The 26378-nt window shown below is 35.4% G+C and carries 18 protein-coding genes; 10 read left to right on the plus strand and 8 right to left on the minus strand.

What is annotated here, in order from left to right; all coding sequences use genetic code 11:
- Nucleotides 1-117 precede the first annotated feature (117 nt).
- Entirely contained in the window at nt 118-741 is a 624-nt protein-coding gene (locus tag CG11_RS11595) for a tetratricopeptide repeat protein (protein WP_156039749.1), read from the minus strand.
- Between the two features lie 262 nt (nt 742-1003).
- Here CG11_RS11595 and CG11_RS11600 point away from each other — a divergent pair, with 262 nt between their 5' ends.
- The 7 genes from CG11_RS11600 (at nt 1004) to CG11_RS11630 (ending at nt 9753) form a co-directional block, all read left to right on the plus strand.
- Entirely contained in the window at nt 1004-2113 is a 1110-nt protein-coding gene (locus CG11_RS11600; protein ID WP_052596358.1) for a hypothetical protein, read from the plus strand.
- A 189-nt stretch (nt 2114-2302) separates the two neighbouring features.
- Complete coding sequence (locus CG11_RS11605; RefSeq protein ID WP_052596360.1) at nt 2303-3238, plus strand: class I SAM-dependent methyltransferase; 936 nt, start codon at nt 2303-2305, stop codon at nt 3236-3238.
- Between the two features lie 51 nt (nt 3239-3289).
- On the plus strand, nt 3290-3775 hold the full coding sequence (locus tag CG11_RS11610) for a hypothetical protein (RefSeq protein ID WP_052596362.1): 486 nt from the start codon (nt 3290-3292) through the stop codon (nt 3773-3775).
- Nucleotides 3776-4097: 322 nt separating this feature from the next.
- Nucleotides 4098-5249, plus strand: a complete 1152-nt coding sequence (locus CG11_RS11615) for a DUF4340 domain-containing protein (RefSeq protein ID WP_052596364.1) — start codon at nt 4098-4100, stop codon at nt 5247-5249.
- A gap of 188 nt (nt 5250-5437) precedes the next feature.
- The gene (locus tag CG11_RS11620; protein ID WP_052596366.1) at nt 5438-6892 is read left to right on the plus strand and encodes a polysaccharide biosynthesis C-terminal domain-containing protein; all 1455 of its coding nucleotides are present in this window, start codon (nt 5438-5440) and stop codon (nt 6890-6892) included.
- A gap of 268 nt (nt 6893-7160) precedes the next feature.
- The gene (locus tag CG11_RS11625; protein WP_052596368.1) at nt 7161-8306 is read left to right on the plus strand and encodes a hypothetical protein; all 1146 of its coding nucleotides are present in this window, start codon (nt 7161-7163) and stop codon (nt 8304-8306) included.
- Nucleotides 8281-9753, plus strand: coding sequence for an O-antigen ligase (locus CG11_RS11630; protein ID WP_052596369.1), 1473 nt, complete (start codon nt 8281-8283; stop codon nt 9751-9753). The genes CG11_RS11625 and CG11_RS11630 overlap by 26 nt, the downstream gene beginning before the upstream one ends.
- A 96-nt stretch (nt 9754-9849) precedes the next feature.
- Here CG11_RS11630 and CG11_RS11635 read toward each other — a convergent pair whose 3' ends face one another.
- The 5 genes from CG11_RS11635 to CG11_RS11655 form a co-directional block, all read right to left on the minus strand.
- A complete protein-coding gene (locus CG11_RS11635; protein WP_231512786.1) occupies nt 9850-11955 on the minus strand; it encodes a hypothetical protein in 2106 nt (701 codons plus the stop codon).
- Nucleotides 11956-12236: 281 nt separating this feature from the next.
- Nucleotides 12237-12968 carry a hypothetical protein gene (locus CG11_RS11640; RefSeq protein ID WP_052596373.1) on the minus strand — a complete coding sequence of 244 codons (732 nt, stop codon included), beginning with the start codon at nt 12966-12968 and terminating at the stop codon, nt 12237-12239.
- 213 nt (nt 12969-13181) lie between these two features.
- Entirely contained in the window at nt 13182-14534 is a 1353-nt protein-coding gene (locus CG11_RS11645; RefSeq protein WP_052596375.1) for an ATP-binding protein, read from the minus strand.
- Between the two features lie 133 nt (nt 14535-14667).
- The gene (locus CG11_RS11650) at nt 14668-15192 is read right to left on the minus strand and encodes a hypothetical protein (RefSeq protein ID WP_052596376.1); all 525 of its coding nucleotides are present in this window, start codon (nt 15190-15192) and stop codon (nt 14668-14670) included.
- Complete coding sequence (locus tag CG11_RS11655) at nt 15189-15929, minus strand: hypothetical protein (protein ID WP_052596379.1); 741 nt, start codon at nt 15927-15929, stop codon at nt 15189-15191. The genes CG11_RS11650 and CG11_RS11655 overlap by 4 nt, the downstream gene beginning before the upstream one ends.
- 100 nt (nt 15930-16029) lie before the next feature.
- On the opposite strand from CG11_RS11655, the gene CG11_RS29730 reads away from it, so the two are divergent.
- A complete protein-coding gene (locus CG11_RS29730) occupies nt 16030-21102 on the plus strand; it encodes a contractile injection system tape measure protein (RefSeq protein WP_052596380.1) in 5073 nt (1690 codons plus the stop codon).
- 50 nt (nt 21103-21152) lie between these two features.
- On the opposite strand, the gene CG11_RS11665 is transcribed toward CG11_RS29730, so the two are convergent.
- Nucleotides 21153-21542: a hypothetical protein gene (locus CG11_RS11665; protein WP_052596382.1), complete on the minus strand. Its 390-nt coding sequence runs from the start codon at nt 21540-21542 to the stop codon at nt 21153-21155.
- A gap of 358 nt (nt 21543-21900) precedes the next feature.
- Between CG11_RS11665 and CG11_RS11670 the strand changes: the two genes are divergently transcribed.
- Both CG11_RS11670 and CG11_RS11675 read left to right on the plus strand, forming a co-directional pair.
- A complete protein-coding gene (locus CG11_RS11670; protein WP_052596384.1) occupies nt 21901-23796 on the plus strand; it encodes an ABC transporter ATP-binding protein in 1896 nt (631 codons plus the stop codon).
- Between the two features lie 22 nt (nt 23797-23818).
- On the plus strand, nt 23819-25648 hold the full coding sequence (locus tag CG11_RS11675) for an ABC transporter ATP-binding protein (RefSeq protein WP_063833090.1): 1830 nt from the start codon (nt 23819-23821) through the stop codon (nt 25646-25648).
- 19 nt (nt 25649-25667) lie between these two features.
- Here the strand turns inward: CG11_RS11675 and CG11_RS11680 are convergent, their stop codons facing one another.
- Nucleotides 25668-26159 (minus strand): hypothetical protein, encoded by a 492-nt coding sequence (locus CG11_RS11680; RefSeq protein WP_052596388.1) that lies wholly within the window; start codon nt 26157-26159, stop codon nt 25668-25670.
- Between the last annotated feature and the right edge of the window lie 219 nt (nt 26160-26378).

Below are 26378 nucleotides of genomic sequence, written 5' to 3' on the forward strand. Positions count from 1 at the left end.
GAGGTGTTGGGCTATGTATAAATAGTTGTGATAAAAGCAAGTGCGCTCAATATAACAAGATACGTTTTTAAGCTCAAATAGTTGAAGGCACTTTCTTTCAATAACTAAATTTTAACTTTAGTTTGAACAGCGTTTGTTCCAAAATTTTTCGTTGTGAATCGGCAAACTATCTTGTTGGTATCGCACCAAAGCCTTCTGATAAACAGCACAAGCTTCTACTTCAAGTCCCTTTTGAAATAGAATCTCTGCTCGCATCGATTCATGATTGACAGGGGTTCGATTTTGGTTGATTGCAACAAAACGATCTAGATCATTCAATGCAGCATCGTATTCGCCAGTATTTAGGTAACACAACATTCGATTATAATAAGGGCGTCCTTCTTCATAATCGGCTTGTAATGCAATCACTTTGTTGTAATAAGGAAGTGCCTTTTGAATCGCCTCTACCAAGCTATCCTCCATATATTTTTGATAATGTAATTTGGCTAAGTTATAATTCGTAGCTATGTCATCTGGATCTTTGGCCAAAAAGCTTTCCATTTTTTCTATTATTTGGTTGGATGATTCTTGCGCTGGCATTGGCTGTTGAGACTTCGGATGGTTTTTTATCATTTCTTGCAACTGCTCTTCTGTAAATTCAGGGAATCCATCTGCTCCAATTTTAGGCTCGTCCTTATTATTTGAAGTGCAAGCTGTTAAAAATAACATAAGAAGGAGTAGATAGCCGCTTAATCGTAACATCTTTTTGTAAATTTTAGTATTTTTGTAAAGGTTGCTTTTAACAATTCGTTCGTTGAAGCCATGTAGTAGCAGCGCAGCTAACTACTATTCTAACAGTACTCTATCGAATGGTTACCTTTTGAGGTAAAAAAGCCATTTAAATTTGAGTAACAATTATTCATTGTACAATCTTTATGAATATGGTTAGCAAAAATACTGCTAGAATATTTTTATGACAATATTCCATAACAAAGATAAGTCAAAGTACCAAATTTCTTGGTTTATGTTCTATAAAAAACAAATCGTCTTCTGTTCTCTATGGACTATTTTGCTCCTTTGTGGTCTTCAACTCAATGCACAAATAACAGATAGCACTGCGATCATTTATCCTGCTATTAACGAAAACTTATTTGTTAATACCAAATGGAAATATACGTATACCACTCATGCAGAAAGCAATACAATCATCCATAAGGCAGATGACACCTACGATTACTTTGTTTTTTTTCGATACGACTACGGCTATCAAACCTACTTAAACGGAACACTTTCAGGGGGGCTTTGGCGTTTGAACAAAGAGCAAAATGAGATTATGTACAATTTCCGAAAGGTAGAATGGTGGCGTATTGCTTCTTTTAACGAAGAAGCTTTGATCTTAGAGTTTACCATGAATAGAAAATCTTCTTACCGTTATCATTTTGTACGAGTAGCAGATGCTGATGCTCCTTTTGAGCGCTCTCCCAATGATTTGCCTGACATCAATGTTAACTTTGAAGAAGATGCGATTGTGGCAGAAACAGAAAGTTATACCCAGTTTTTGGAAAAAAGAGGCATCAAATACAACCCCAAAGTCTGGCAACGACGCAAAGAACGCCGCCAACGTCGAGAGGCAAGACGTATTGCTCGCTTGCAAAAAACGGTCAAAGGTCGTGCAAAATTAGCAAAAGAAGAACCTAAGGAAATGATGCAGATTGAATTGGTTGGTGGTGGTTTTTATGGTGGCGTAGATCCTGTTTATCGCAATATGATTTTGATAAAAACCGATGGTCGTGTGATTAAGGAATACCAAAGTCAATTACAAGGTTTGCAGGTTAGCAAACATAATATTTCCAGAGAAACTTTAGAGGAATTAATTACTTTTATAGAAGAAAAGCAGTTTTTTGAATTTGACCAAATCTATACTTGTAATACGCCTGCTTGTATCAAAAGATTGGAAAACAAACCTCGTCCTATTGCCCTTCGAATTGCTATTACCAAAGGAGTTCGCCGAAAAATTATTACCATTCCGATTTGGGATGGTAGAGGCAAGCATAACTCGTTAATTGATTATCCTAAAGAATTAGATGCGATTGTTCAAGCTATTGAAAACATTGCTACGCAACAACCTCAGTAACCTTTGTATTCTGTATTGCTCCAATTCATATTTTTAATTTTAACTTATTTTTCTAGCAATAGCTAGTGCTACTATTTCTAGACGTTGCACCTCTAATTGAACAACAATCATTCTCCCTCTTCATTATAACCACAGCATTTTTCAATAATATCTACTATATTTGCAACTTACTTATTAAACTATATTTCAATGATACGTAAGTGGCATTTAAAAGCTATTATCCAAAAAACCATTTCTTTTATGCCCAATGGGCATAAAATTAACCATTGGTTTCAAAAAAATATTACCAAAGGTGTTTATTTGGGCGATGAATATTTTTATGACCGTCTAGAACATGTAAAACATCATCTTAGTGCCTTTAATAAGCATTGTGGTACGATTGAAGATAAAAGAACATTGGAATTGGGCACGGGCTGGTATCCTGTTATTCCCTTTAGTTTTTTTCTGTCGGGAGCAGCCGAAATTAACACGGTTGATATTTCTAATTTGACCAATAAAGAAAAACTAAAAGATACAATTGGCAGATTTATTGAGTTGATAGAAAACGATACCTTAAAGCAATATATTGATGCCAAACCAGAACGAATTACCGTTCTTCAAGATATTGCCAAAAACTTTGAAACGCTTAGTTTTGAGGATATTTTAGCTAAAATGCACATTAAATATCTCCTTATGGATGCTCGTAATTTAAAGCATTTGGCGGATAATTCTATTGATTTGGTGCATTCTAATAATACGTTTGAACATGTTTATCCAAGTATTTTGAAAGATATTTTGAAAGAATTCAAGCGCATTGTAAAAAAAGAAGGGCTACAGTCTCATTTCATAGATATGTCGGATCACTTTGCTCATTTTGATAAATCCATTAATATCTACAACTTTTTGCAATACAGCAATAAGGCTTGGGACAATGTTATTGACAATAGCATTCAGCCACAAAATAGATGGCGTTTTCCCCAATTTGTTGCTTTATATAACAGTTTGAACATCCCTTTAACAGATCAAGAAATTAGACCTGGAGACATCGAGGCGGTTAAATCCTTGAAAATTCATCCAGATTTTAGTAAATTTAGTACCGAAGAGTTAGCGATTAGTCATTGCTACTTGTATTCAAAAGGGAAATAATCTCAAAAAGTATTTTCTTGCTATCAACGAATTATTAATATTGTCTATATTATGAATAAAAAGATCGTTATTATCCTGTGTGGGTTCTTGCTCTCTGCAAGTATGGTATTTGCTCAACGAGACAGAGCTTCTGCTGAAGCTTTTGGAATGAGTGTTGTTCAAAGCTTTTTTGATCAAAACTGTGACTTTATGTTTGATAATTTGGATCAGCAAATTACCAGTTTTGAAGGAGGTCAAGTGATTCAAATCACTCCTGAACTGCGTCGTTTGTTTTGTTCTGAAAGTCCACTTCGTCCTGATATGGCAGTAACGTTTCAAATGTATCAAGAAAATTACAAACCTGTTGTTTATGACAGAAATGAATTGAGTCAAAAATTTCCTGAATGGGCAAATCATTTAAATTTGCAAGCAGGCGATTTTTTCTTTGATGGAGCCAACCCTATTGCAGCTGGCTATACTCGTGTTTTTAGAGCAGGTGATATGGCACGTTTTGTTATTCGAAAAATTAATGGTGATTGGAAAATTATTGCTCTTTAGGTCGACTACTTCAAACTTATACAACGAACTTTTGTACTTTATAATCCAAAACAATAGAGGGCTGTTCATTTCTTTCACCAAATAGTTATATTGAGTGTTATGTTAGCTTGATAATTCTGATACAAGCATCAAGCCTTCTCTTTTCCAACTTTCTACCTTAATAGACACCGTTTACCCCTCGTCTATTCAACCTTCGTTTGTTTTTATTTTGCTAAAAAGTAAAAAAATGAACAAACTATTCAAAAACTCTTTACTTTTGTGAAAAACACCTCTAAGAATACAAATAAAATAAAAAAAGAGGTGCAAAAACTAGTTTTAAATTATGGGTAGAATCATTGCATTATTAGTCCTTTTCTTGGGCTTAGGAGCTTTTACATTTTGGAAAATCAATAATCCTGGTACTGTAAAAGACACTTATTCAGAAAATCTACATACTATGTTTGCTCTAAAAAACACGGATCAAATACAACGTGTTTTTTTAGTAGATCGCTTTGGCAACGAAGCGTTAGTAGAACGAGTAGAAGAATTAAATTGGACATACACCAATAAAACAACAGGGAAAAAATATAGAGCCAACCCTAGTGCTGTCTATATGCTTCTAGAAACGATCCGAAAGGTTCGTACTAGAGAACCTATCAACAAAGCTGCAATGGATAATGCTGTCAAGTCCTTGGCTGCTAAAGCAACAAAAGTTGAAATTTATGATAAAGATAAAAATAAGCTTCGTGTTTTCTATGTAGGTCCAATGACCAGTGGAGGAACGGGTAATTTGATTATCATGGAAGGCTCTGATCAACCTTATGTCGGGTATATTCCAAATTTCCAAGGAACGATTGACACTCGATTTATTACAACAGAAAAAGACTGGAGGGATAAGGCTATTTTTAGAAATGATGTCGATAAATTAGAATTTGTGCAAGTCGAATATCAAGCTCCCAGTCAAAAGACGCAATCTTTCAAAGTTTCAAAAATTGGATCTGACCAATATACCGTAGATCCTGTTGATCCTTCTTCTCCTGTTTATGATCAAAGTTTGGTCAACCAAGACAATGCGGCTACTTACTTTGAAGATTTTGATGTTATTAGTGCTGAGAAAATTTTTGGTAAAGATTATAAGGAGACTAGAGACTCTATTATTACCACTACACCTTTTGCTGTTGTTACCTACAAAGCAACGTATCACAATGAACCTCAAGTATTCAGATTGTACTCCTTATACAACCCTAATGCAGATCGTGGTGATGGTGAAGTTGGGCATCGTCAAAAAATACAGCGTTATTTTATAGATATTGATGAAGATAACTTCTTCTTAGGGCAACACTTGGTCTTACGTTCTATGCTTTGGGGATACGATTTCTTCTTCCAAAAACAAGCTGTTATCTTAGATGAAGACGAAGCTCAAACAACCCAATCTTTCCCTGAAAACAAAGAGGAAATTCGAGCTGCTCGTGAAAAAAATAAGGAAGCTCAATAATTTTCCTTGCTGTGCTATTGAGCACCATTTAGTCGTTTTGAGCTACTAAAACAATCTTACTCTATCCGTTTTGGTAGCTCAAAACTCCTATGATCTCCTCTATGCCCTCCTATTGTATCAATGGATTTTCACTTCCCCTATTCGACATTTGATCAATATGAGTACTTAAGTTATCCTAAATTTATATCATGAATAGAGAATTTCTTCTAAATTTAGTTTTCCTTATTTTAATCAATTTAATCATAAAGCCTTTTTATGTTTTTGGAATTGACTTGAAGGTACAAAATGTAGTAGAAAATTATAGTCTCTACTTTGCCTTATTGAATTTCTCTTATATTTTTCAAATATTTAGTGATTTAGGTATTCAACAATACAACAATCGCAACATCGCTCAACACGATTATTTGTTTGACAAATATTTTCCCCATATTTTAGGGTTAAAAGGTGGTTTATCACTTGTCTTTTTATTCTTGTCTCTCAGTACCGCATTAATACTAGGCTATGGTTGGAAAGAACTTTATCTATTGTTGTTTTTATTACTCAATCAGATTTTCATCACATTTACCTTCTTTTTTCGCTCCAATATTTCAGGATTACAGTATTATCGCCTAGATAGCATTTTATCCATCTTAGATAAATTGTTAATGATGCTCATTTGTATCCCTTTGTTGTGGGGACCTTGGGTAGCATTTTTTCAAATTGAATGGTTTATTTATGCCCAAACAGCAGCATTTGGTTTAACGGCATTCATTTCGTTTGCCCTTACTCGAAGGTATTTAAAAGGTAAACTGGTCTTATATTGGAATAAACCGCTACTTAGAGCTATCTTAAAACAGAGCATTCCTTTTTCTTTGGTCGTGTTATTAATGAATATTTATACTAGAATTGATGCGGTCATGATAGAACGGTTGCTTTATGATCCTGTTACCAATAAAGGTATTCAAGAGGGCAATATCTATGCTGCGGCCTATCGCTTATTAGATGCTATTAATATGATTTGTTTTTTGTTTGCGGGTTTATTACTACCAATGTTTGCTCGAATGCTAAAAAACAAAGAAGATGTTCAACCTCTTTTGAAACTAAGTAGCAGTATCATGCTAGTTATTACTGTTAGTTTTAGTATTGCTGTTTGTTTTTATGCACAGGAAATCATGCCCTTGTTGTATGTCAATTATAGCCCCTCTATGTCCGAGGTATTGATCTTACTCATGATTGGTTTCAATTCTATAGGTATGATTCATATTGTAGGAACTTTATTAACGGCTAATGGCAACCTTATGTCTATGAACATCGTCTTTGTCGTAGGAATTGTCATTAATATGTGTTCTAATTATTTTTTGATTTTAGAATATGGCGCTTGGGGAGCCGCTATTAGTACCATTATTACACAATCTTTTGTGGCTTTGGCAGAACTAGAACTTGCACGAAGGACCTTCAATTTGTCTACTAACATTCTGTTTTTAGGTCAAATTTTACTATTTGTTATAGGCGTTGGATTAATTAATTGGGGATTGCAAAGGATGGTTATTCCTTGGTTTTGTGGCTTTGTATTGGCAGGGATATGCTCTGTTGGTTGGGCCTTAATAACCAAAATTATAGATGTACGTGGCATTTTAAGAGTTATTAAAACAAAAGCCGCATAATTTTTCTACTTTTGCAAATATAGTAGTTCGTTGATTAGTTCGCTACGCTCATGAGGGCGCAAGCTTAGTTTTTTACTTTTTTACCAAAAAGACAAAAAAGCACATTTATATTAGTTTGATAATCAGAATTTTAACACAAAACACAACAAAGACACAACTTGCTAATTATCAAACTAATAAAGTTTCTCAACGAACTATTGCAAATATTTATCAAAGAGATTTGAACAATGTTCAAAATAGGTTATTCAAATAAAATACAAATACTACAATGAGTAAAGAAAAAAATAGCTATTCTTTATTAGACATTATTGGTATTCTTTACCGATGGAAAAAGCCCTTGCTTATTTTAATTGCTAGCACTACAATTGGGGCTATTGTTGTTACGTTGCTATTAGATGATTATTACACCGCTTATGCTACTTTTGTTCCAACTAATGAGGAACAAAAACTGTTTGACTCTGCAGGTAACTTAACCTTGTATGGTGGCGATGATGCTGTTAGCCGTGTGTTAATTTTTGCCGAATCATCTCCCTTTGTTGATCACATGATTAAAAAATTCAATTTATCAGAGCACTATGGTATTGATGATAGTACTCCCAAAGGGCGCAATAAAATTGAGAAGCACTTTAGAAAACTATATGATATCAAACGAAACAAACATAGTGGTTTAGAGATTTCTATACAAGATAAAGATGCTGAAACAGCTTTTAACATGGTTTTAGCGGCTTTGGATAAAATTGAAGACTTGTATCGTGCTGCTACTTCTGGAAACAAAGGGTTGATTAAAGAAACCTACGAAAAAGCAATCGCTGAAAAAGAAGCAGAATTAATTACGGTAGCAGATACTTTGACAACCTTGCGTAAAAAATTCAATATTTTTGATGTAAACCAACAAAGTAAAACGCTTTCTGGTATGTTGACCGCTTTAGAAGGGCAATTGGCTTATGACCAAGCAAAACTAATTAGTTTTCAAGAAATGAAAGCGCCACGAGATTCTATTATCAACGTAAAAGCTCGTATTGCAGGTGCGTTGCAACAACGTCAATTGATGCGAGGAGGTTCTATTCGAAACCCCGACGTAGAGACTTCTTCTGATATTTATGCCTTTAATGAAGGAAGAGACCCTGTTATTTATTGGGAAACTAAAATTGCTAATTTGAACGAAGAGCTCTCTTTGATTATCACACAATTTGCAAAATTTAAAACCCATGCCTATTCTAATATTGCGGGTATTATTGTCTTGGAGCCCGTGCAAGTTCCGAATCTAAAATCGTATCCAGTCCGTTCTTTTATGGTAGTTGGAGCCATCTTAGTTTCGGTTATTTTAGGAGTCATAGGTGTATTAATATTAGATGCCTACAAACGCATCGATTGGAAAGAAGTCTTATATGAGAAGCCAGTTAGCCATACGTAAATACTCGCACAACTTATTTGTTGGCTATGCTTTTTGTATTGTTGCCTCGATAATGGGGGCGATCTTTCTTGAGACGCCCACTCCATTATTGTTCCCTCTTGCATTAGCATTTGTCTTTCAGGTATTAGTAGATTACGAAAAAATTTATTTTCTATTGTTTCTGTCGATTCCAATATCTACAGAAGTATTTTTGACCGACCATTTAGCAACGGATTTACCAACAGAACCCCTTATTGTGGGGCTTATGTTAATTTATTTCTTAGTTGTCTTAACCAATCCGTTGAGCATAGATCGAAAATACATAAAACATCCTTTATCGATACTAATCTTGGTGCATGTTGCTTGGGTCGCCATTACCACGTTTACATCATCTGCCATTGGTTTTTCGTTTAAATTTTTATTAGCAAAGCTGTGGTACGTCGTAACCTTCTTTTATTTTACAGGTTATTTGGTAAAGGATCAGAAGAAAGTTAATCTCCTACTTTGGTTGATTGCAATTCCGTTGGCTCTTGCAACTACAAAAGTTATTATACACCATGCAACTCTAGAGTTTGGTTTTAAAAAAATCAATGAAGCCTGCCCTCCTTTTTTTAGAAACCATGTTAACTACGCCGCAATTCTTTCGGTATTCATTCCTTTTATGTGTTACCTTTGGAAATGGAGTGTGGGGTTAAAAAAACGCATCTTGGAAATCACATTAGGAGTGCTTGTTTTTGGTGTTCTCACAGCCTATACGAGAGCTGCATATGTAGCCTTAGCAATCATTCCTGTCGCTTATTGGATCATCCGTTTGCGTTTTGTCAAGCTAGCTGCAATTATTGCATCTATTGGTGCTCTTGGTATCTTATCGTTTCTAATTACAGAAAATAAGTTTATGGAACTTGTTCCGACAGATCAAACAATTGCACACACAGAATTGTCAGATATTGTCTCATCTACCTCTGAGCTAAAAGATGTTTCTACCATGGAACGCTATTATCGGTGGATTGCAGGTGCACAAATGATTGCCGAAAAGCCTATCTTGGGTTTTGGTCCTGGCAATTTTTATCATTTTTATAAACATTACACGTTAAATCGCTTTTCGACTTATGTGAGTGATAATCCTGAGAAATCTGGAATTCATAATTATTACTTGATGACAACTTTAGAACAGGGCATTATTGGTCTAATTATCTTCTTGCTCCTTATCTATACAACTATTATTTATGGTGAGCAAGTATACCACCAATCTCCAACAAGAGAGCGTAGGGACCTTGTAATGGCGACTATTTTATCTACCATTGTTATTGATGCCTTCTTGTTGATGAACGATATGATTGAAACGGACAAAATTGGCTCGTTCTTCTTTTTTAATATTGCTATTATTGTCATTATTGACTTAATCAACCAAAAGGAGATAGAACGCTCTGGAATTCATTCCAACGATAAAAAAGATAAAACGTCATAATTATTATCTAATACATAAAATACAAGAGGCTGTCAGAAAATTATCTTTCCTGACAGCCTCCTTTTTTTAGGACGAGACTATACATCTTTAGGGTCGTTAGTAGCTTCCAAAATACCTTCTTAAGAACCACTCCAAAGTCAGCAAACCTAATAGTAAAAAGAAAATCCATTTAAGATGAATCAACGATCGAGTTTTGACAGTATCGTACAAAACTGGTTTTGCAAACCCTTTTGCGGTTATTAATTCTGGCAGCTTCAAGAGTTCGTTAGGCCCTACAACAGCACCACCATTTTTAGTACTAATCAAATTTAGGAGTTGATGATTGGCTGTTGTTTCGAATACCTCTAACTGTATAGATTGTACACTAAAAGCACCTCCTGATTTTAATTCTTCTCCATTAAATACCGTAGAAGCTTCAAACTCGTAACTACCTTCTGGCAATCGTCCTGCATTCAGCGCATAACTAGACTCTGTTTTATTAAATGTAAATGGGAATTTTTCTCCTTTGTCATTTGTAATTACCACCCGTGCTTCGGGGGTATTGATACGTTCGTAATTGCTATTATACAATTCAGCATCAATCGAAATTACTTCATTCTCATTATACAACGTATTGCTAACAAAAGCTCTAAACCTCCGTTTGTCCTCTTTAGTGCTTAAATATTGAATTACCTTGCCCAACAATTCGTCAAATAAATCATGTGACTGATTTTGTACATAATCAAATATACGCCACTTCCAAATTCCTTCACCTGCCAAAACACCTTTTTTAGCCCCTTGTTCTTCTCCCAAGACCAACAATGGATATTCTGTATTAATAGAACCAATTCTTTGACTCAGCATAATGGTTGCATCTGCCTTAGGTTTAAAATCGGCAAAAGGAGTTGTTACAGGTGGAAATTGAGCTATCAAATCCTTGATTCGCTCATCTAATGTAAAAGTATTAAAAGAAGGTTCCAGTACACCTTCTGTATCATTGGTTTGATTACCTCTCCCATTAATCTGAATTAAATCTTGGCTTTGGTTCAAATTAGGCAGATTGGTCAAGGTTCCAACAACAAATAAATGTGGAATCTTCTTTGTTCGAATCGTTGTCAGTACATCTGTAATACTATTTCTAGCACTTGGCAACTGATGCAAGATCACAAAGTCATAACCTGAAACCGACTCCGAAAAATCATCGGCGTATTTTATTTCTACTTCATAATTTTTATTGTTCTTAATCGTCCTCTTAAAAGCAGCCATATCTGGATGGGGTGATTCTGCTAGCAACAAGATTTTTTGACGAGCATCCAAAACATCTATATAAAAGTTTTTAGAATTGTTCGCTTTGGTTGCCTCCCCACCTATTGGACTCAACGAAACGGTGTATTTTTGAACACCACTTCTAGTTGCTTCTAACGTAATTTCTTCTGTTATAAAAAAGTCATTGTTATCAATTGAAATCAATTTTTCTTGTAACTTTTTTCCTCCTTTGGATACCGTTAACTTAGTAGCTCCTGCGCTACAATTAATAGCAGCAACATCTACTTGCACCGTAAACCGATCGCCTAAATAAGTAATTTGATTGTTATATACCTTCTTAAGTACCAAGTCTTTTTTAGGTATAGTATCTCCCAATGCGACACTAAAAACAGGTGTATTTAATTTATTTCCCAAGTAAACAGGATCACTTCCTTGATTATAAATTCCGTCCGAAGCCCAAATAATTGTTCCTATATTTTGGTTGCTATACAAATCATACATTTCTTGCATGAACCCAGCTATATTGGTTGCTTTATCATCAAACGAATAATCAATTCCTTCTCGCACTTCTGCCCCAAAAGAATAGGTTTTTAAGTCATAATCTGCACTTAGTTTTTCTTTAAGTGCTTCCATATCCTTTTGGTATTGCACTTGAGCTTCTTCTGACATGCTTCGCCCTACTGACTCCGAGTTGTCCTGTGCCAAAACGACAATAGGTTGTTGTGTCTGCGTGATCGTTCGTTTAATCACAGGAGCCAACAACAGCAAGCAAATGATTGTTACAGTAACAAAACGCAAGGTTCCAAGCCCTGTATTCAGTTTTTTGGATTGTTCTCCAAAACTTCGGTCTCTATAATACAATGCTAGAGCATACAAAGCTCCCATCAAAACACACAAAAAGATAAACCATGTAGGGTATTGAAATATAATGTTGGATTGCAAGAATAAGTTATTCACTATCTATGGATATATTTACGATCTGTCAAATTAGTTGTCAAATATAGGTTACACCAGACTATTGGGTTCGAAACCAAAAGGAAAAATAAGCATTATATTAGAATAATAGTTCTGATATACACATGCTAAGATACATTTAACACATCAATTTGTTCAAAAAACAACTAAGATTCTCTACTAGGTACTACTTCAAACAAAAAATAACCTTGAAAAGAAGTACGTTTTACGTGAAAGCTCCTTTTCAAGGTTGTTCAATATAACAATAGGACGGCTCAATCTACTTAATTAGCAAGCGCAAAATTTTCATATTTCTTTTCCAACTCACTTTTATTAAACCTAAAAAAGGTATTGTCTTTATAATGTACCAAAACATTAAGTTGCTCATCTAAAAACTTAGTATTAAATACAATACTTGTTTTCTTTAATTTAGCATCTATCTTGTAATATTTCAGTTCCGCAGAGATAGGGCTATAACAAGGGTTCTTAGCAATTGCGCGATAACTACCATCTTTTTCCCGAACCAAATAACTACCACATCCCTCCCCGCAATTTTCTAAATCTGATGGTTTTAGATTATCAAATGGTTCATCTTTTTGCCACTCATAAGCATCTACCTCAACCCCATCTTTTATGCGATAAAACGCAATGAAGGCGGTATCTGGTGAAACCTTGGTAATTTGAGCTATACTGCTAGACAATGCTGACTCGTAGGCTCCTGCCTGAAACCATCCTGAATAAATCCAGTACTCTCCAAAACGGTTCTTTTTCCAAATTCGCCTGCCTATAATTTCTTGTTCTACATTTGTATCGGCATACCCTTTTTCTATAGACATTTTATTAGAAAAATGACCTACCCATAAATTGGTAATGTGCTCTAGCCTATTATTGGTGTTTTTATTAGGATTTTGAGTTAGCTCATCTATATAAATAGATGAATTGGTAGTCGAACAGCTTGCAAAGAAAGAGATGATCGCTATAAATACTAAGCTGGGAATAGATAAAAGCTTTGACATAATGGATGGTTTTAATTGGAACAATGAGGGGTTTTACCAGTAAGTATAAAATAGATACCGTTTAAGTAAACTTAACTTTTTGTTGATATCTATTTCATACTCACTCTATACGGATAACAACCACAAACAAAATTTGTTCTGCTTTTACTTCCATATTTTGCCTTATATAAGACAATTGCATATCTGCAATCATTGTCATCAAAGCTCTATAATTTATGACATCGTTTTTCCTTCTTTTCTCAACTCTCGTTTAATCCCCTCTCGGATGTCCTCCATTGCAACGGCATCGCTGCCTCTTCTCAACGCACTTAAAGAACAATACCGCAAGACATTAATAATACTACCTCCTGTTATTTTATGTTCATTCGCAATAATAGAAAAATCTACATCAGACTCTTTTTTTACAGTTTTAAAACTGTTTTCCCACAACTGCTGACGCTGCTCTACATTGGGGGCTGGAAAGTAAATAATCGATTGAAAACGACGTGTAAATGCAATATCCATATTTGCTTTAAGATTCGTCGCCAAGATAACCACTCCTGAAAAATCCTCTACTCGTTGTAGCAAGTAAGCCACCTCTTGATTGGCATGGCGGTCTTTGGAGTCAGAAGTAGCCGTCCGTTTTCCAAACAAGGCATCCGCTTCATCAAAAAACAAAATCCAATTTTTGTTTTCAGCTTGATCAAAAATATTCGACATATTTTTCTCTGTTTCTCCAATATACTTAGAAACGACCTGCGACAAATCTACTCGATAAACATCTAGCCCCATTTGCTTTCCAATCAAACAAGCCGTTAGCGTCTTTCCTGTTCCTGGAGGTCCATAAAACAGAGCTCGGTAACCTCTCTTTAATTGCTTGCTTAACCCCCAATCATTCATAATAGTATTTTGGTGCTCTAACCAAGCGGATATTTCTGAGATTTCCCCCAACACATACGGGTCCAAAACTAAATCTGACCAATCTAATTTTGTAGACAAATGCTTGGCAGGAAAATTAGTACTAAAGTCTGGTTTATATGGATTTCCAGAAGTAAAAAAGCTCAAATACTCCTCACTCAACTCCAAACCACTACTAAATAGTGGTTCACTTCCTTGATTCAAATCAAGCTTTAATATATTATTTTTGTAAAAATAATGTTGAGGCTTGAATAAATCAATAATTCTAATTCGCTCTTCAATATCTCGTCCTGCAATCAAAAAAGCTGCCGTTTCACCAGTCGGCAAAAAACCACTGTGGTAACGTCCTTTTAAGCCTCCAAATTCCGTATAAACACGATCATATATCTTATTTTTCAGAAAAAAGCGATCCAACAATTGTGGGCGGACATGAGGTGCTATACTCAGTGCCAAAATAACTCTTTCTTTAAAACCGAAATTGCAAAACTTAATAATCTTTGCATAAAACGATTCATCATTTTCCACAGAAGGCATTGGAACCTCATAGACACTCGTATATTCACTTTCTTGCCCAAATCGTAGGTCCATACGGGTCATAATTACTTTATTTAGCCAAGAAAGTTCGGCTTCTAGAGTTTTAGCATTTAATTCTAATGGTGATAATTTCATAGTATTCTATCAATGTGTGTTGTATATAGAGAAGTTTTTAAGCGATTGGTATTGATTCATACTTCGTGAATTTAAAAAATAAATATTCCCTCCCGTTAGTATGGTCATTCACTTAACACAAAAAAGGCAATTTTTACTGCCAAGTTGTTGGTAAGATGTATCGAAGTGTCAAGGCGCCTCTTGCCAAACTAAATCGAGGAAAACCAAAAATAGGCTTCCAATCAATACTTAGACTAACAGGAGCATGTGAAAAAGTATATTCGACTCCCACTACAGTTGTAAAACCACCACCAAAGAAAGGAGTCCGTCCTGTTTCAGTGTAAGCCCCTAAATAACCTCCAGCACCTGCAAAGCCTGAAAAGTTAGTATCAAACCCCAAATCTAAATGAAAGACCCATAGTGCTTCAAAGACATACCCGTTATTTTGAGGCGCATCGTATAATATTCCTGGAAAATAAATCCCTTCATCTATCTGAAAACCTGCCAGACCTTCTATCGCTTGTTGAATATTAGGCGTATAAAAAATAAAACGCTTGTAGCTTAACTCTAGAGATGTGCCTGCTCTAAAACCAAGTGTTTGGTCATAATACTGTCCTTTGACCTCGGTTTGCCCTACAATAAGTAACCCTATGATTAAACAAAAAAAGTACCTCATCATTTTGAATATTTTTTGATGTAATGCCCAAATAGTTGGCAATTTTTTGCCACTGATTTTGGCTTTTTAACAAGGAGATCCAAAGCCATGTTTTGTCCTTCTTGAAAATAGTTCAAATAATTTGCTTTTGTGCGCTCACTCAAGCCCAAGGTATTCTTTTCCTCATCTTCATTAAAATGCAATTGCAAGAAAATAAGTTCTCGACATCTTTGGGTTTGAATTGGAGTAGTGATATAACGCCAAGGCTTACAAATATATTCTAAATCTTCTATATTCCGTAAGTTCAAGCCGACTCGTGGCGTTTTTTTAAATGCTCTGTTTTTTTTGTACGGTAATTTACACAAATAAAAGCCACTTTGTGTTTCTACAATGCCTTTTTGCTGAATCAGCCGCTCTATAGTGTTCCAAGGACCATCAATGTATCCCTCATTGACAGGGATATAGTCTTGATTCAATAACTGAATTCCACGTATCAATATTCCTCCGTAATGTGTTTCATTTTTCAATACAATATCCACTCCTGCCCCATGCAATCGCCAAGTACCATTTTTATATTCCTTTTTTCGATGGTCATGCGCAAAATTATCCATTGTTTGTGATGTATTGTTATAATAAAATTCCAATTCTGTTGCCTGATAAAAGGACGAACCAGTGCTGATTGCATATTCATTAAATAACTGTATGGCAATTTGGTCAAAAAAATGTTCTATATTGTCTGAATCTATTCTTAAATTGAGCATATTTATATTTTGTACTGTATAAAAACTATAAGTATACAATAAAGTAATTGTTCCGTAAAGTTATACAAATAATAGTCACCTCAAATCATACTATAAAACCTTGGCAAAGAAGGAAAATAAACATATCATTGAAACTCAAATCATCAACCTCGAAGTTTTTGGGATGGATGATGAGAAAGAAATTAATCAATTGCAACAAAATTTTCTATACTTCTTCAAAGAACGTATAGGAAAAGCACTAAATGACATTTTTGATAAACTGGCTCCTCCTGGTGTTCACATTCAAATCGATGAACTTGAGTTGGACTTGGGCTCTATCAACTATAAAGAACCTGCTGATTTGGAACGGGCTATTGCCACCAAAATAAACAGCATCATCGAAAAAGCTCTTAAGGAAAAAATGCACCAAATGCGGGCGCAAAGTAGTACGGTTAGTGGTGGTCGCAAACAAAAGTTTTCTAAAGAAAACTTATTGGAGTTCTTTTTGCAAAAGGGCTATTATCCTTCTTGGGCAAGCCCTGAAAACGGTACTATTAGCGATATTTTCGATGACTTAACTAGCCGCAATGCAAGAACTTTTGTACAGCGAATTTTTCAGTTGCGCAAAGATAAAAAAGTCCGAGAAAGGTTGTACCAACAATTTTCTGTCAAACAATTGCAATTGCTTTTTGATTTGATTTATAAAAACAATACAGCTCTTGCCAAAAAACAGATAGAAACCTTAAAAAAACGCTTGGGGAATGCATCTGAAAAAGCCATTATTAGTGCTGCTATTAACTATGCCTTGGATCGCAGCACATCAACGGGGACGGTTCAATACAATGAACGATCATTTACTCAGCAGGTAATTGAGGAAGTACAAAACCGAAAACTACCTAGCAAACAAAAAACAAGGGTTCGAGCTGGATTTGAAACACAACATCAAGACATTCAAATCCTTGAATATTTTCTAGAATTTGGCGCCATTCCAGATTGGGCAGATGTTGATTCTCAAAAATCACTTCAAGAACTTTTTGAGACACTCCTAGAGCATCAATTGGTTCCAATACAGCGAATGATTGAGCGCCTCATTGAGCAGCCCAATTCGATGCGCCGATTGATTTTTCAGTTTCCTTCTGATCAAATATTAGAACTGCTCACCCCAACTCCTAAAGAGAACATACAGTTTATTGCAAATACCATCAATGACTTTAAATTTCTAACTTCTTCTCGCCAAAATGTCAAAAAAACCATTACTAATTCAAAGGTAAAAGAAGTCGTTCTAACAGAAGTTTTAGAGTATTTTTTTCTACAAAAGAAGCATAAGTTTGTCAAAAAAACATTTATAAAATCCGTTTTAGAAACATTCTCTACGGTTACTCAAACAGACTATACAACTCTAGTCAAAGAAAGCTATAAAAATGTTCGTAGAAAGAAGAAAGCAACAGCCATTCGTTCTACGTTAGAAGAGTTAGACAAAAATGTGCAAACCAAATTAGATAAAGAACGTAAGGAACTACGCTTAGCCAAAAAAGAATATCAACAGTTAGAACGGACGTTAAGAAAACTTATTGACAAACAAACGAAAGGTACCCTGTCGGATAATGAGGCAAAAGAGCTCAAAACACTAACAAAAAGCATTCAACAGCTCGAGAAAAACATGGAAGAGCTAAGAGATATAGATATGCCTTTGGAAATTGAGGTCTTACTAAAACAACGTTTGTCTCTAAAAAATCAACTAAACATTGCCAAAGACCACGAAAAAGCCAAACTCGAAAAGCGTCTGAACAATACAGAAAAAGAATTTGCCAAACTACAGGATGTCTTAAAAAAAGAGGTTGCGGCGTTGTTGGCTGATCAACAAAAATTGCACACAGAAGTGCATGGCGTTGCCAAATACAGAATAAAACAAACCAACAACCGAATGAGAAGGCACCATCGTGCCATCAATAATGTATTGCAACAACTCAATTTAGATAAAAAAGATATCGAACTCTTTTTGGCGGATATTAACCGTGCCTTGCGTAGCCCTATTACCTCCGAAGAAAAGCAGCAATTGCGCTTACAAAGAGCTGCCTTACAAAAAGAGTATGTTCAACTAGAAGCTTATATTAAAGATTTAGAGGAACAAGCCAAAGCGCTCGATACGGCTCTAAAAGATACATTGGATGTACTAGAAGGCAATACAGTAGAACCCGACAAAATAGAACCGACAGGAACTTCAAAATTAGATGCCTTGGTTTTTATGCTCAAATATGGCTCTACACCTTGGTGGGCAGAGGATTTACCTAGGCAATCTATCGAAGAATTATTTTTAGAATTTGCCAAACAAGATCCTATAAAATTGCAACGTACTCTTCAAAATATTGGTAAATACCCTGTTGTTTGGGAACGTATTATCAATCAGCTTTCTACTGCTGCTATTCGATCTGTTATCGAAATGCTATATCCAACTGCAAAAAAAACGATCTTTGACCAAGCTAGTTTATTATTTACGTTACATTACTCGCAAGGTTTTGAAAAATTAAAAAATACGGATAGCAAAAAATTTCAGTGGGGTATTATCTTAGAATATTTGCTCAGCAACAAGCAACCGTTTAGCGCTCAAGATTTTAATAAGGAAGTTTTTTTACAGACTGCTCGTTTTTATAACCTATCTCCCACTAAACTAATTGAATATAGTAGCAATATTATTCAAAATAATGGAAATCAAGATAGCGATTGGTTTGAATGGAATCAGGCCTTGGTTGAGGATAAAAAAGTGATCGCTTTAGAGCGGGAACAAATCCTACAGGAACAAGAACAACAACTAAAAGAAGAGGGAATTTATCTCAACGATACGCAAAAGTTAGAGCTATTGGTAGAGTTTCTCTCGACGGGCAGGATCACCAAAAGAGCCAAAGAGTACAAATATGATTTGCCTGAAAAGTTTGAAATGTTGCTTTTGGAACAAATTCAAAATAATAGACAAGATACAGGCTATGTCATTTTTAACCTCTTGCGCCTGTCTAATGCTCGGCATTTTATTATTAATGAAATGCCAGAAGCCATCTTTTGGGAAATTATTCACCTTATTCGTCCCAAAGCGTTGTTGCCTGTACAACGGCACTTCAAAGATTTTGAACGGGTGTTTGGCGACTCTAAATTAGGGCTAGAAAAAGATGTCCTATTCAACCATTTGTTGGCACAGCAACAGGCTAATTTTGATACCATAGATTATGTAAAAGCCATCTTGCTAGCCAAGCATCAGGCTTCGGGTAGATCCCCCCTTGCTATTTTGTCTGAATGGAAACGAAAGGTTAAAAAGTTAAGTAACCCTAGTAGTTCTTGGCTTGTCTCTATTCTAATGTTAGAAGTTGACAGTTTAAAAATGGAACAAAAACAGGCAACGGATATGGAGGTTTTAGTCAATTTAAATGAGCAAATTAATTTTGTTTCTAAAGAATATACCGAGACCTCTGCTCAGTTAATTGATGTATTATCTGAAGAAATGGCAGAAGCACAGGGCATTCCAGAAAAGAAATATACCTTACCAGAATTAAATCAACTGATTGAAAAACATCGTCAAGATTTAAAAGAATTAGAGGAGAGTCGTCAAGATGAAGATGCATTCAAAGCATTGGAGAAAAAGCGAAAAATTGCCCAACATATCGCTCAACTCAAGTTACTAGCCCAGCTTCGTCCTCCATTATTAAGAAAAGTAGAGCGTCAAATTGCAGTGTTGAAAACTGAATTGGCAGCAACTGAAAAATTGGTTAAAGAAAAAGCTGCGAAAAGCAAGTTAGAAGCAAAATTGCCCGCTCCTCCCGTTTTTAAAGCCTCTTTGATTGAACGTCAAATTGAGCTCTTGGAACTGTTGCAAAAAGAAGCTCCAGATGCTTTAAGTTTACTTCCTGATTTATTGGATGATTTAGGAGATAGTTTGCCAGATCATTTGTCCTTTTTCCAAGATTTAGAACGTATTGCTCAAAGTATAAGTGCTACGCTCTACCGATCAACGCTAATTCAGCTTTTGGAACAGGCAAAACCTCAAGTCATTTCTTTGGAAAAACTGAAACAGTCAGTCGATTTGGACCAACAACAAAAAGCTTTGTTGGATGATATTGACCAAACAGCTCCTATCGAACTTTGGCGGAGATGGGATGCCTTGGAAACTCATTATAAGAAAAACCCAACTCTACTTACCCCTGCTAGAAAAGCATTGCAACAACAGATCAAAAGTACCATTCAACGAAAAGATCAACAAAACTTGCGTTCGTATGCTACCTTGCTCAAAACTGCGCAAGATCGCCTAAAAAGACGCCTGCAGAAAGCTGCCAAATTAGAAGAATTAAAAGAAATAGCAGAGGAAATAGAAGTCCTGTGGGAACAGCAAAAGTTTCAAGTCGATGAGATGTACGAGGTGGCAAGAGATGAAAAAACACGCCAAGATTTTAAACAATTAAGAACTAATATTGATGCCATCTTTACAGAATTACAAAATGATCGCATTCTGCGTTCGAACAATCTAATAGATGAAGATTTTCAACTGCTCAAAGCTCAAGAAGCAGAACAGACAGCACAACTAAAAGAACTAGAGCAAGAAAAAGAATTTATCATTGAGGACGTTATCAGAAAAGAAACTCCTATTGAGAAAAAGGAAAAAAAGAAACGAGTTCCAACACCTCCTGCTCCTGCGCCAATTAAAGAAGCCTTGCAAGTCTATAACGCAGGGATGGTATTGCTCTGGCCTTTTGTTGCCCGATTGTTTGATATGCTGGGTTATGTCAAAGACAAAAAGTTTGTAGATGAAGAAGCGCAATATAAAGCCATTCACATTTTGCAATATTTAGTAACTGGCAAAACAGAAGCTCCTGAAAATGAACTTGTCTTAAATAAAATATTCTGTAATTTCCCTATAAGCGATCCGGTTCCATTTAGGGTTGAATTTGATCCCAAAGAACTACAAGCAGCAGAAAGTTTATTGGGTGGTGTTATCAAAAATTGGGCTAAAATGAAAAACATGACTCCCAACTCTTTGAGAGGCTCCTTTTTGATTCGTCAAGGCTCTATTCGAGAAGAAGAAGATAAATGGTTGTTAGAGGTTGAAAAACAAACCTTTGATATCTTGTTAAAAAGTCTTCCTTGGAGCTTTTCCTTTATTCGTTTCTCTTGGTTAGAAAAATCATTGAGTGTAGAGTGGAAATTGATGTAATCAAATAGACATAAGAACAGACAATACCTAAGCAATGAAGCACTGTGGATCTACCACAGTGCTTTTTTTATTTCTACAACGTTAATCTTTTTTTGCTCACGCATGTAACGAACAGCTAAGTGCATTTCTGGAGTCATCAAATCGGCAACGGCTTGTTCTACTTCAAACTCTAAAATAACTTCCATCTCATTCTCTATCTGAACAATCGCTGGGCTATCACTAGAAGGAGCATCTATATTGACAACTCGACCATGAAATACTTGCAGTTCTTTGTCTATAATTGTTTCAAGAGGGGCTTGATACAAAATTAACTCCTGCATAGCTCTAGTTTGATTTATAAGACTTTGAGCATCTAAATCATAAAATACTTCAGGGACTTGTTGCTGTTGGCATCCTGTGATTATAAATAGTAATAATAACAAGCCGTAGATTTGTTTCATAAGCGAATCGAACTTTTCTGACAATTAAAAATGGGTACAATATTGTTGTTAATGGGTGCTACTCAATTTTTTTAGACAATTTTTAGACAAACTATTATAACGTATTTTAAGTACATCTGCTAAGGGAATTTATCCTGTCAACAATAGAAATTCTCTTATTTCCAAGATTTTTCACACAACACAATAAATTAATAATAATATTACATTTAACAAATAAATAACATTTTCCGTGATTGTAGAACTCTAATTTATCTAAAAAAAAGGAACTATTCCTTCTTTTTTGCTGTTTCACGCACTTTAACACCTCTCCCTATAGCTATTTACCAAAATTTAGAGATCATTTTAATACAAATTTATCATGCAAAAATTTTACCAACTTTGGGCAGTCTTAGACAAATGGAAGACCGGGTACTTGATTGCAGGATTGCTTTTAACCTTCTCTTCATTGGTAAGAATGTTAGAACCTAAGGTTATACAAATAGCCGTAGATGGCGTCATAAAATTTTTCGATCCATCTACCACAAACAATGAACCAGACTGGTTGGTTGGTCTTTTTTATAAGGTATTACCAACAATACAATCCGATAATTTGACTTGGGTTTTATTCTGTATTGGTATTTTATTGGTTGGTATTGTCAGTATTAAAGCGATTACTTGGTTTATTGCCAACATATTAGTTGCTAGCAGTACAGAAAAGGCCATTAAAAATTTTAGAGATAAGTTGTTTGCACACATACAAACGTTATCACTCTCCCAAATGAGTAAAATACCTACAGGAGAATTGATTCAACGCTGTACAGGTGATGTTGGAACCATACAAAAATTCATTGGAACTCAAATATCTGAATTAATTCGGTTGTTGGCTATTGCCATTGGTGCCTTTGTGATGATGTGGTTGGTTCATCCAACTTATGCACTTATTTCTGTCGTTTTATTTATCCCTATTATCCTCACGTCTTACTTTTTCTTCAAGAAGGAACAATCGGTTTGGGAAGAACACGAAAATGAACAAGACAAACTAACGGCTATCATCCAAGAGAATTTATCTGGCATTCGAGTAGTCAAAGCATTTGCAGAGGAAACCAATGAAACGATTCGCTTTGCAGCACAAAACAAAGCCAAACGAAGTATTGGTGTTCGACATATCGATTTGCACATGGTCTTTTGGCCTCTATCAGATTGGTTGGTTAACATTCAAATCGCTTTGTCTCTTTTTGCAGGAGGGTATTATTCCTTATTAGGTGAGATTACAATTGGTGAGTACGCCAGCTTTTTCACCTATGCTATTATGGTAACTTGGCCCATGCGAAACCTTGGGAGAATTGTTTCTCAATTGGGTATGGCTGGGGTAGCTATGGAGAGAATTACTCAGATATTACATGCAGATGTTGAAGAGTATCATGCTTCTCCAACATCAACTCCTGTAGAATCTTTAGGAAAAATAGAATTTAAAAATGTTTGGTTTGCCTATCCTCAAAGTAGTCCTGCGTCAGAAAAAGAATTGACTAATGCTGCTTCTAGGCAATGGGCTTTAAAGGATGTCAGTTTTGAAATTAATCATGGAGAGACCTTAGCTATAATGGGACCAACTGGAGCTGGAAAATCTACCTTGATTGCACTATTACTACGATTTTACGAACCAAACAAAGGAAGTATTTGGCTCAACGACAAACCTTTAGAAAGCTATGACAAGCTATTTTTGAGACAACAATTGGGTGTTGTTTTACAAAAACCATTTTTATTTTCTACTAGTATTTATGCCAATATTGCTTATGCTCGAAATGATTTGCATGGAGATTTGAAACTATTATCCCAAGATGCTGTATCTGATAACATAATTGAACAAGCGGCTACCGATGCTTGTGTGACTGATTTTATTGATAAAATGAGTGCAGGATACGATACGTTGGTTGGAGAGAAGGGAGTTACGTTATCTGGTGGTCAAAAACAGCGGGTTGCTCTAGCTAGAACACTACTGAGTAATCCTCAAATTTTAATTCTAGATGATGCTACTTCTGCCGTTGATACAGAAACAGAATTTAAAATACAAGAAGCTTTAAATAAGAGGATGAAAGATAAAACAACGCTCATCATTTCGCATCGATTAACGTCTGTACAACATGCTAATAAAATTCTAATCTTAAAAGAAGGACAAGTTTTAGAATTTGGCAATCATCAAACCCTATTACAAAACAATCTTTTTTACAAAGAGGTTTTCGATATTCAATCTAGTATCGAAGCGTCTATTGAGTAATTTTTCTAAGGTCAATATTATCATGAAAACGACAAAATTAGTTGATCAAAAATTTGACAACAAGAGAGCCCTACTCCCCTTCTTGAAAAGGATTGGTCGATATGCGTGGAAATACCCACGTTGGGTATTGGGCTTACTTTTTTGGGTAATGGTTGTCGCTGTTGCCGATGCCTTATTTCCATTATTACTAAAAGTAACTATTGACGATGCCATTACACCTCAATTAGAAGCCATAAAACTAGCACAAGACCAAGGCTTAACCTATGATTTAGATTTTTATTTAATTTATTATTACACAGGGCTATTTTTATTGGTTGGCATCGTACAGGCTATAGGAGTTTATTTGTTTATTCGGTATGCTGGGCGTATTCAAGAATACGTTATGCACGACCTGCGTAAAGATATGTTTGATCGTCTACAAAAATTATCTTTCTCTTTTTATGATCGTTCGGCTTCTGGTTGGTTGCTGACACGTTTAACGTCAGATACAGATCGGGTTGCGGAAGTTATTTCTTGGGGGTTGCTAGAAGCCTTTTGGGGAGTCTCAATGATTTCTTTCTGTTTAGTAGTGCTATTTTTTTACAGCTGGAAATTAGGGTTAATCGTAGCCCTTTCCATTCCTTTTATGTTACTTATTTCTGTAAAAATAAGAATGCTTGTTTTGGAATATTCTAGAGCTTCTAGAAAAATAAACAGTGAATTAACGGCTACCTTTTCGGAGCATATTAATGGAATTGTTGTTAACAAAAGCACGGCACAAGAAAAACGAGTTAGTCGAGAATTTCAAGTCCTTAGTGGTAGAATGCAACGAGCCTCCTACCGAGCATCATACTATACTGCCATGTATATTCCATTGGTTATTTTAACGGGTTCGTTTGCTGCCGCATTTGTTGTTTACTTTGGTGGAAAAATGGTACTTGCTGTCCCCGCAATTATTACTGTTGGAACTTTGGTTGCTGCCTTGGATTATGCCACTAAAATTTTTATTCCAATTGTAGATATTTCCATGTTTTACGCACGGGCACAAAGTTCCTTGTCAGCAGGAGAGCGTATTTTTTCACTTATTGATGAACCTTTAGACATCAAAGATAGCCCTACTGCTACAGACTTTGAGGCTATTCAAGGTAGTATACAGTTTGATCAAGTAGACTTTTATTACAATCCAGAACAAGCTATTTTAAGTAATTTTAACCTAAATATCAAAGCTGGCGAATCTATTGCATTGGTGGGTGCGACAGGAGAAGGAAAATCGACTATTGCTAATTTAGTCGCTCGATTTTATGAACCCAAAGCAGGAAAACTCAAAATTGATGGCATCGACTATACCACAAAAACATTAAAAAGCTTAAGAAAACAGTTGGGGATGGTTTTGCAAACGCCTCATTTGTTTATTGGAACAATTCGAGACAATATTCGCTATGCTAAAAAGGAGGCAACCGATGCCGAAATTATTCAAACGTTGGATTTGATTGGAGCAACTTATTTTATGGATCGATTGGATGAAGAAGTAGGGGAAGAAGGCGAAAACCTGTCCATGGGCGAAAAACAATTGATTTCTTTTGCTAGAGCAATTTTGCCCAATCCAAAGATTTTGATCATGGATGAAGCTACTTCATCTATTGATACGATTACAGAAGCAAAAATTCAACAGAGCATTCAACAGATGTTGGAGAATAGAACAGCGATTATTATAGCACATCGCCTATCTACCATAAAAAACTGTGATCGCATTCTTGTTATCCAAAAAGGAACGATCCTTGAAGACGGCAATCATCAAACTCTAATGTCAAAAAAGGGCAAATACTATGATCTGTATACCAAACAATTGCGTTCAGAACAAATTCTTTCTTAGTTGATAGTTGTTCGGTATACTACCGATTCCTAAACGCTTTTTGAAGATCTTCAATTTCTAATTGATAGTCATATTGAAGATCTTCATGAAGTTTGGTGACAATTTTTTCAACCATCTTAACTTGCTGAAAATAAATATTTTTGAGAATACTACTGCGTTTTAGAGAAGGGGTCATTCGAACCAATTCATGACAAAAAAATAAACGAATGTCCGCTTCGGTTGTCTTTTTTTTAGAATAACGAATATACTTGATGCACATCCGTAGTATTTTTCGAACACTTTTTTTGATATAATAAAAGCTCTTTCTATCGATGTTGCCAAATGCTTCTACAACCTCTTTTTTTACTTTCTCTATATAAGCATCTTCATTATCCGCTTCAAATAACAGATACGTGAGCAACTCTTTGTTCTCTTTTTTGAACTTTGCCAAATGCAAACATAGTTGGAGCAACTCTTGAGGTTTTCTTTCACTTAATTCTGCCTTAAGTTCTTTAACGGTAGCTGTTTTCATAGAAAAATGGTCAATTTTTTATCCCCCTTTAATAAGCAATATTTTAATATATAAAACCGTACAGATGTTATTTTTTAAGAATAAAAACAGAATCTACTCCAAAAAAAAGCTTATCCCCTGCTTTGCAGGGGCATATTGGAGCTTGGAAAATCGGGATGGCTTGTATTAGTAGTACAAAAGAATAAGCCTACAAAGAATACGTCCGCATTTGTCAGTTGT

It is taken from the genome of Aureispira sp. CCB-QB1 (assembly GCF_000724545.1).
Taxonomy (GTDB): Bacteria; Bacteroidota; Bacteroidia; order Chitinophagales; family Saprospiraceae; genus Aureispira.

Coding starts and splice junctions, on each gene's coding strand:
- CG11_RS11595 (WP_156039749.1), bottom strand. CDS start 741: ATGTTACGATTAAGCGGCTATCTACTCCTTCTTATGTTATTTTTAACA.
- CG11_RS11600 (WP_052596358.1), top strand. CDS start 1,004: ATGTTCTATAAAAAACAAATCGTCTTCTGTTCTCTATGGACTATTTTG.
- CG11_RS11605 (WP_052596360.1), top strand. CDS start 2,303: ATGATACGTAAGTGGCATTTAAAAGCTATTATCCAAAAAACCATTTCT.
- CG11_RS11610 (WP_052596362.1), top strand. CDS start 3,290: ATGAATAAAAAGATCGTTATTATCCTGTGTGGGTTCTTGCTCTCTGCA.
- CG11_RS11615 (WP_052596364.1), top strand. CDS start 4,098: ATGGGTAGAATCATTGCATTATTAGTCCTTTTCTTGGGCTTAGGAGCT.
- CG11_RS11620 (WP_052596366.1), top strand. CDS start 5,438: ATGAATAGAGAATTTCTTCTAAATTTAGTTTTCCTTATTTTAATCAAT.
- CG11_RS11625 (WP_052596368.1), top strand. CDS start 7,161: ATGAGTAAAGAAAAAAATAGCTATTCTTTATTAGACATTATTGGTATT.
- CG11_RS11630 (WP_052596369.1), top strand. CDS start 8,281: ATGAGAAGCCAGTTAGCCATACGTAAATACTCGCACAACTTATTTGTT.
- CG11_RS11640 (WP_052596373.1), bottom strand. CDS start 12,968: ATGTCAAAGCTTTTATCTATTCCCAGCTTAGTATTTATAGCGATCATC.
- CG11_RS11645 (WP_052596375.1), bottom strand. CDS start 14,534: ATGAAATTATCACCATTAGAATTAAATGCTAAAACTCTAGAAGCCGAA.
- CG11_RS11650 (WP_052596376.1), bottom strand. CDS start 15,192: ATGATGAGGTACTTTTTTTGTTTAATCATAGGGTTACTTATTGTAGGG.
- CG11_RS11655 (WP_052596379.1), bottom strand. CDS start 15,929: ATGCTCAATTTAAGAATAGATTCAGACAATATAGAACATTTTTTTGAC.
- CG11_RS11665 (WP_052596382.1), bottom strand. CDS start 21,542: ATGAAACAAATCTACGGCTTGTTATTATTACTATTTATAATCACAGGA.
- CG11_RS11670 (WP_052596384.1), top strand. CDS start 21,901: ATGCAAAAATTTTACCAACTTTGGGCAGTCTTAGACAAATGGAAGACC.
- CG11_RS11675 (WP_063833090.1), top strand. CDS start 23,819: ATGAAAACGACAAAATTAGTTGATCAAAAATTTGACAACAAGAGAGCC.
- CG11_RS11680 (WP_052596388.1), bottom strand. CDS start 26,159: ATGAAAACAGCTACCGTTAAAGAACTTAAGGCAGAATTAAGTGAAAGA.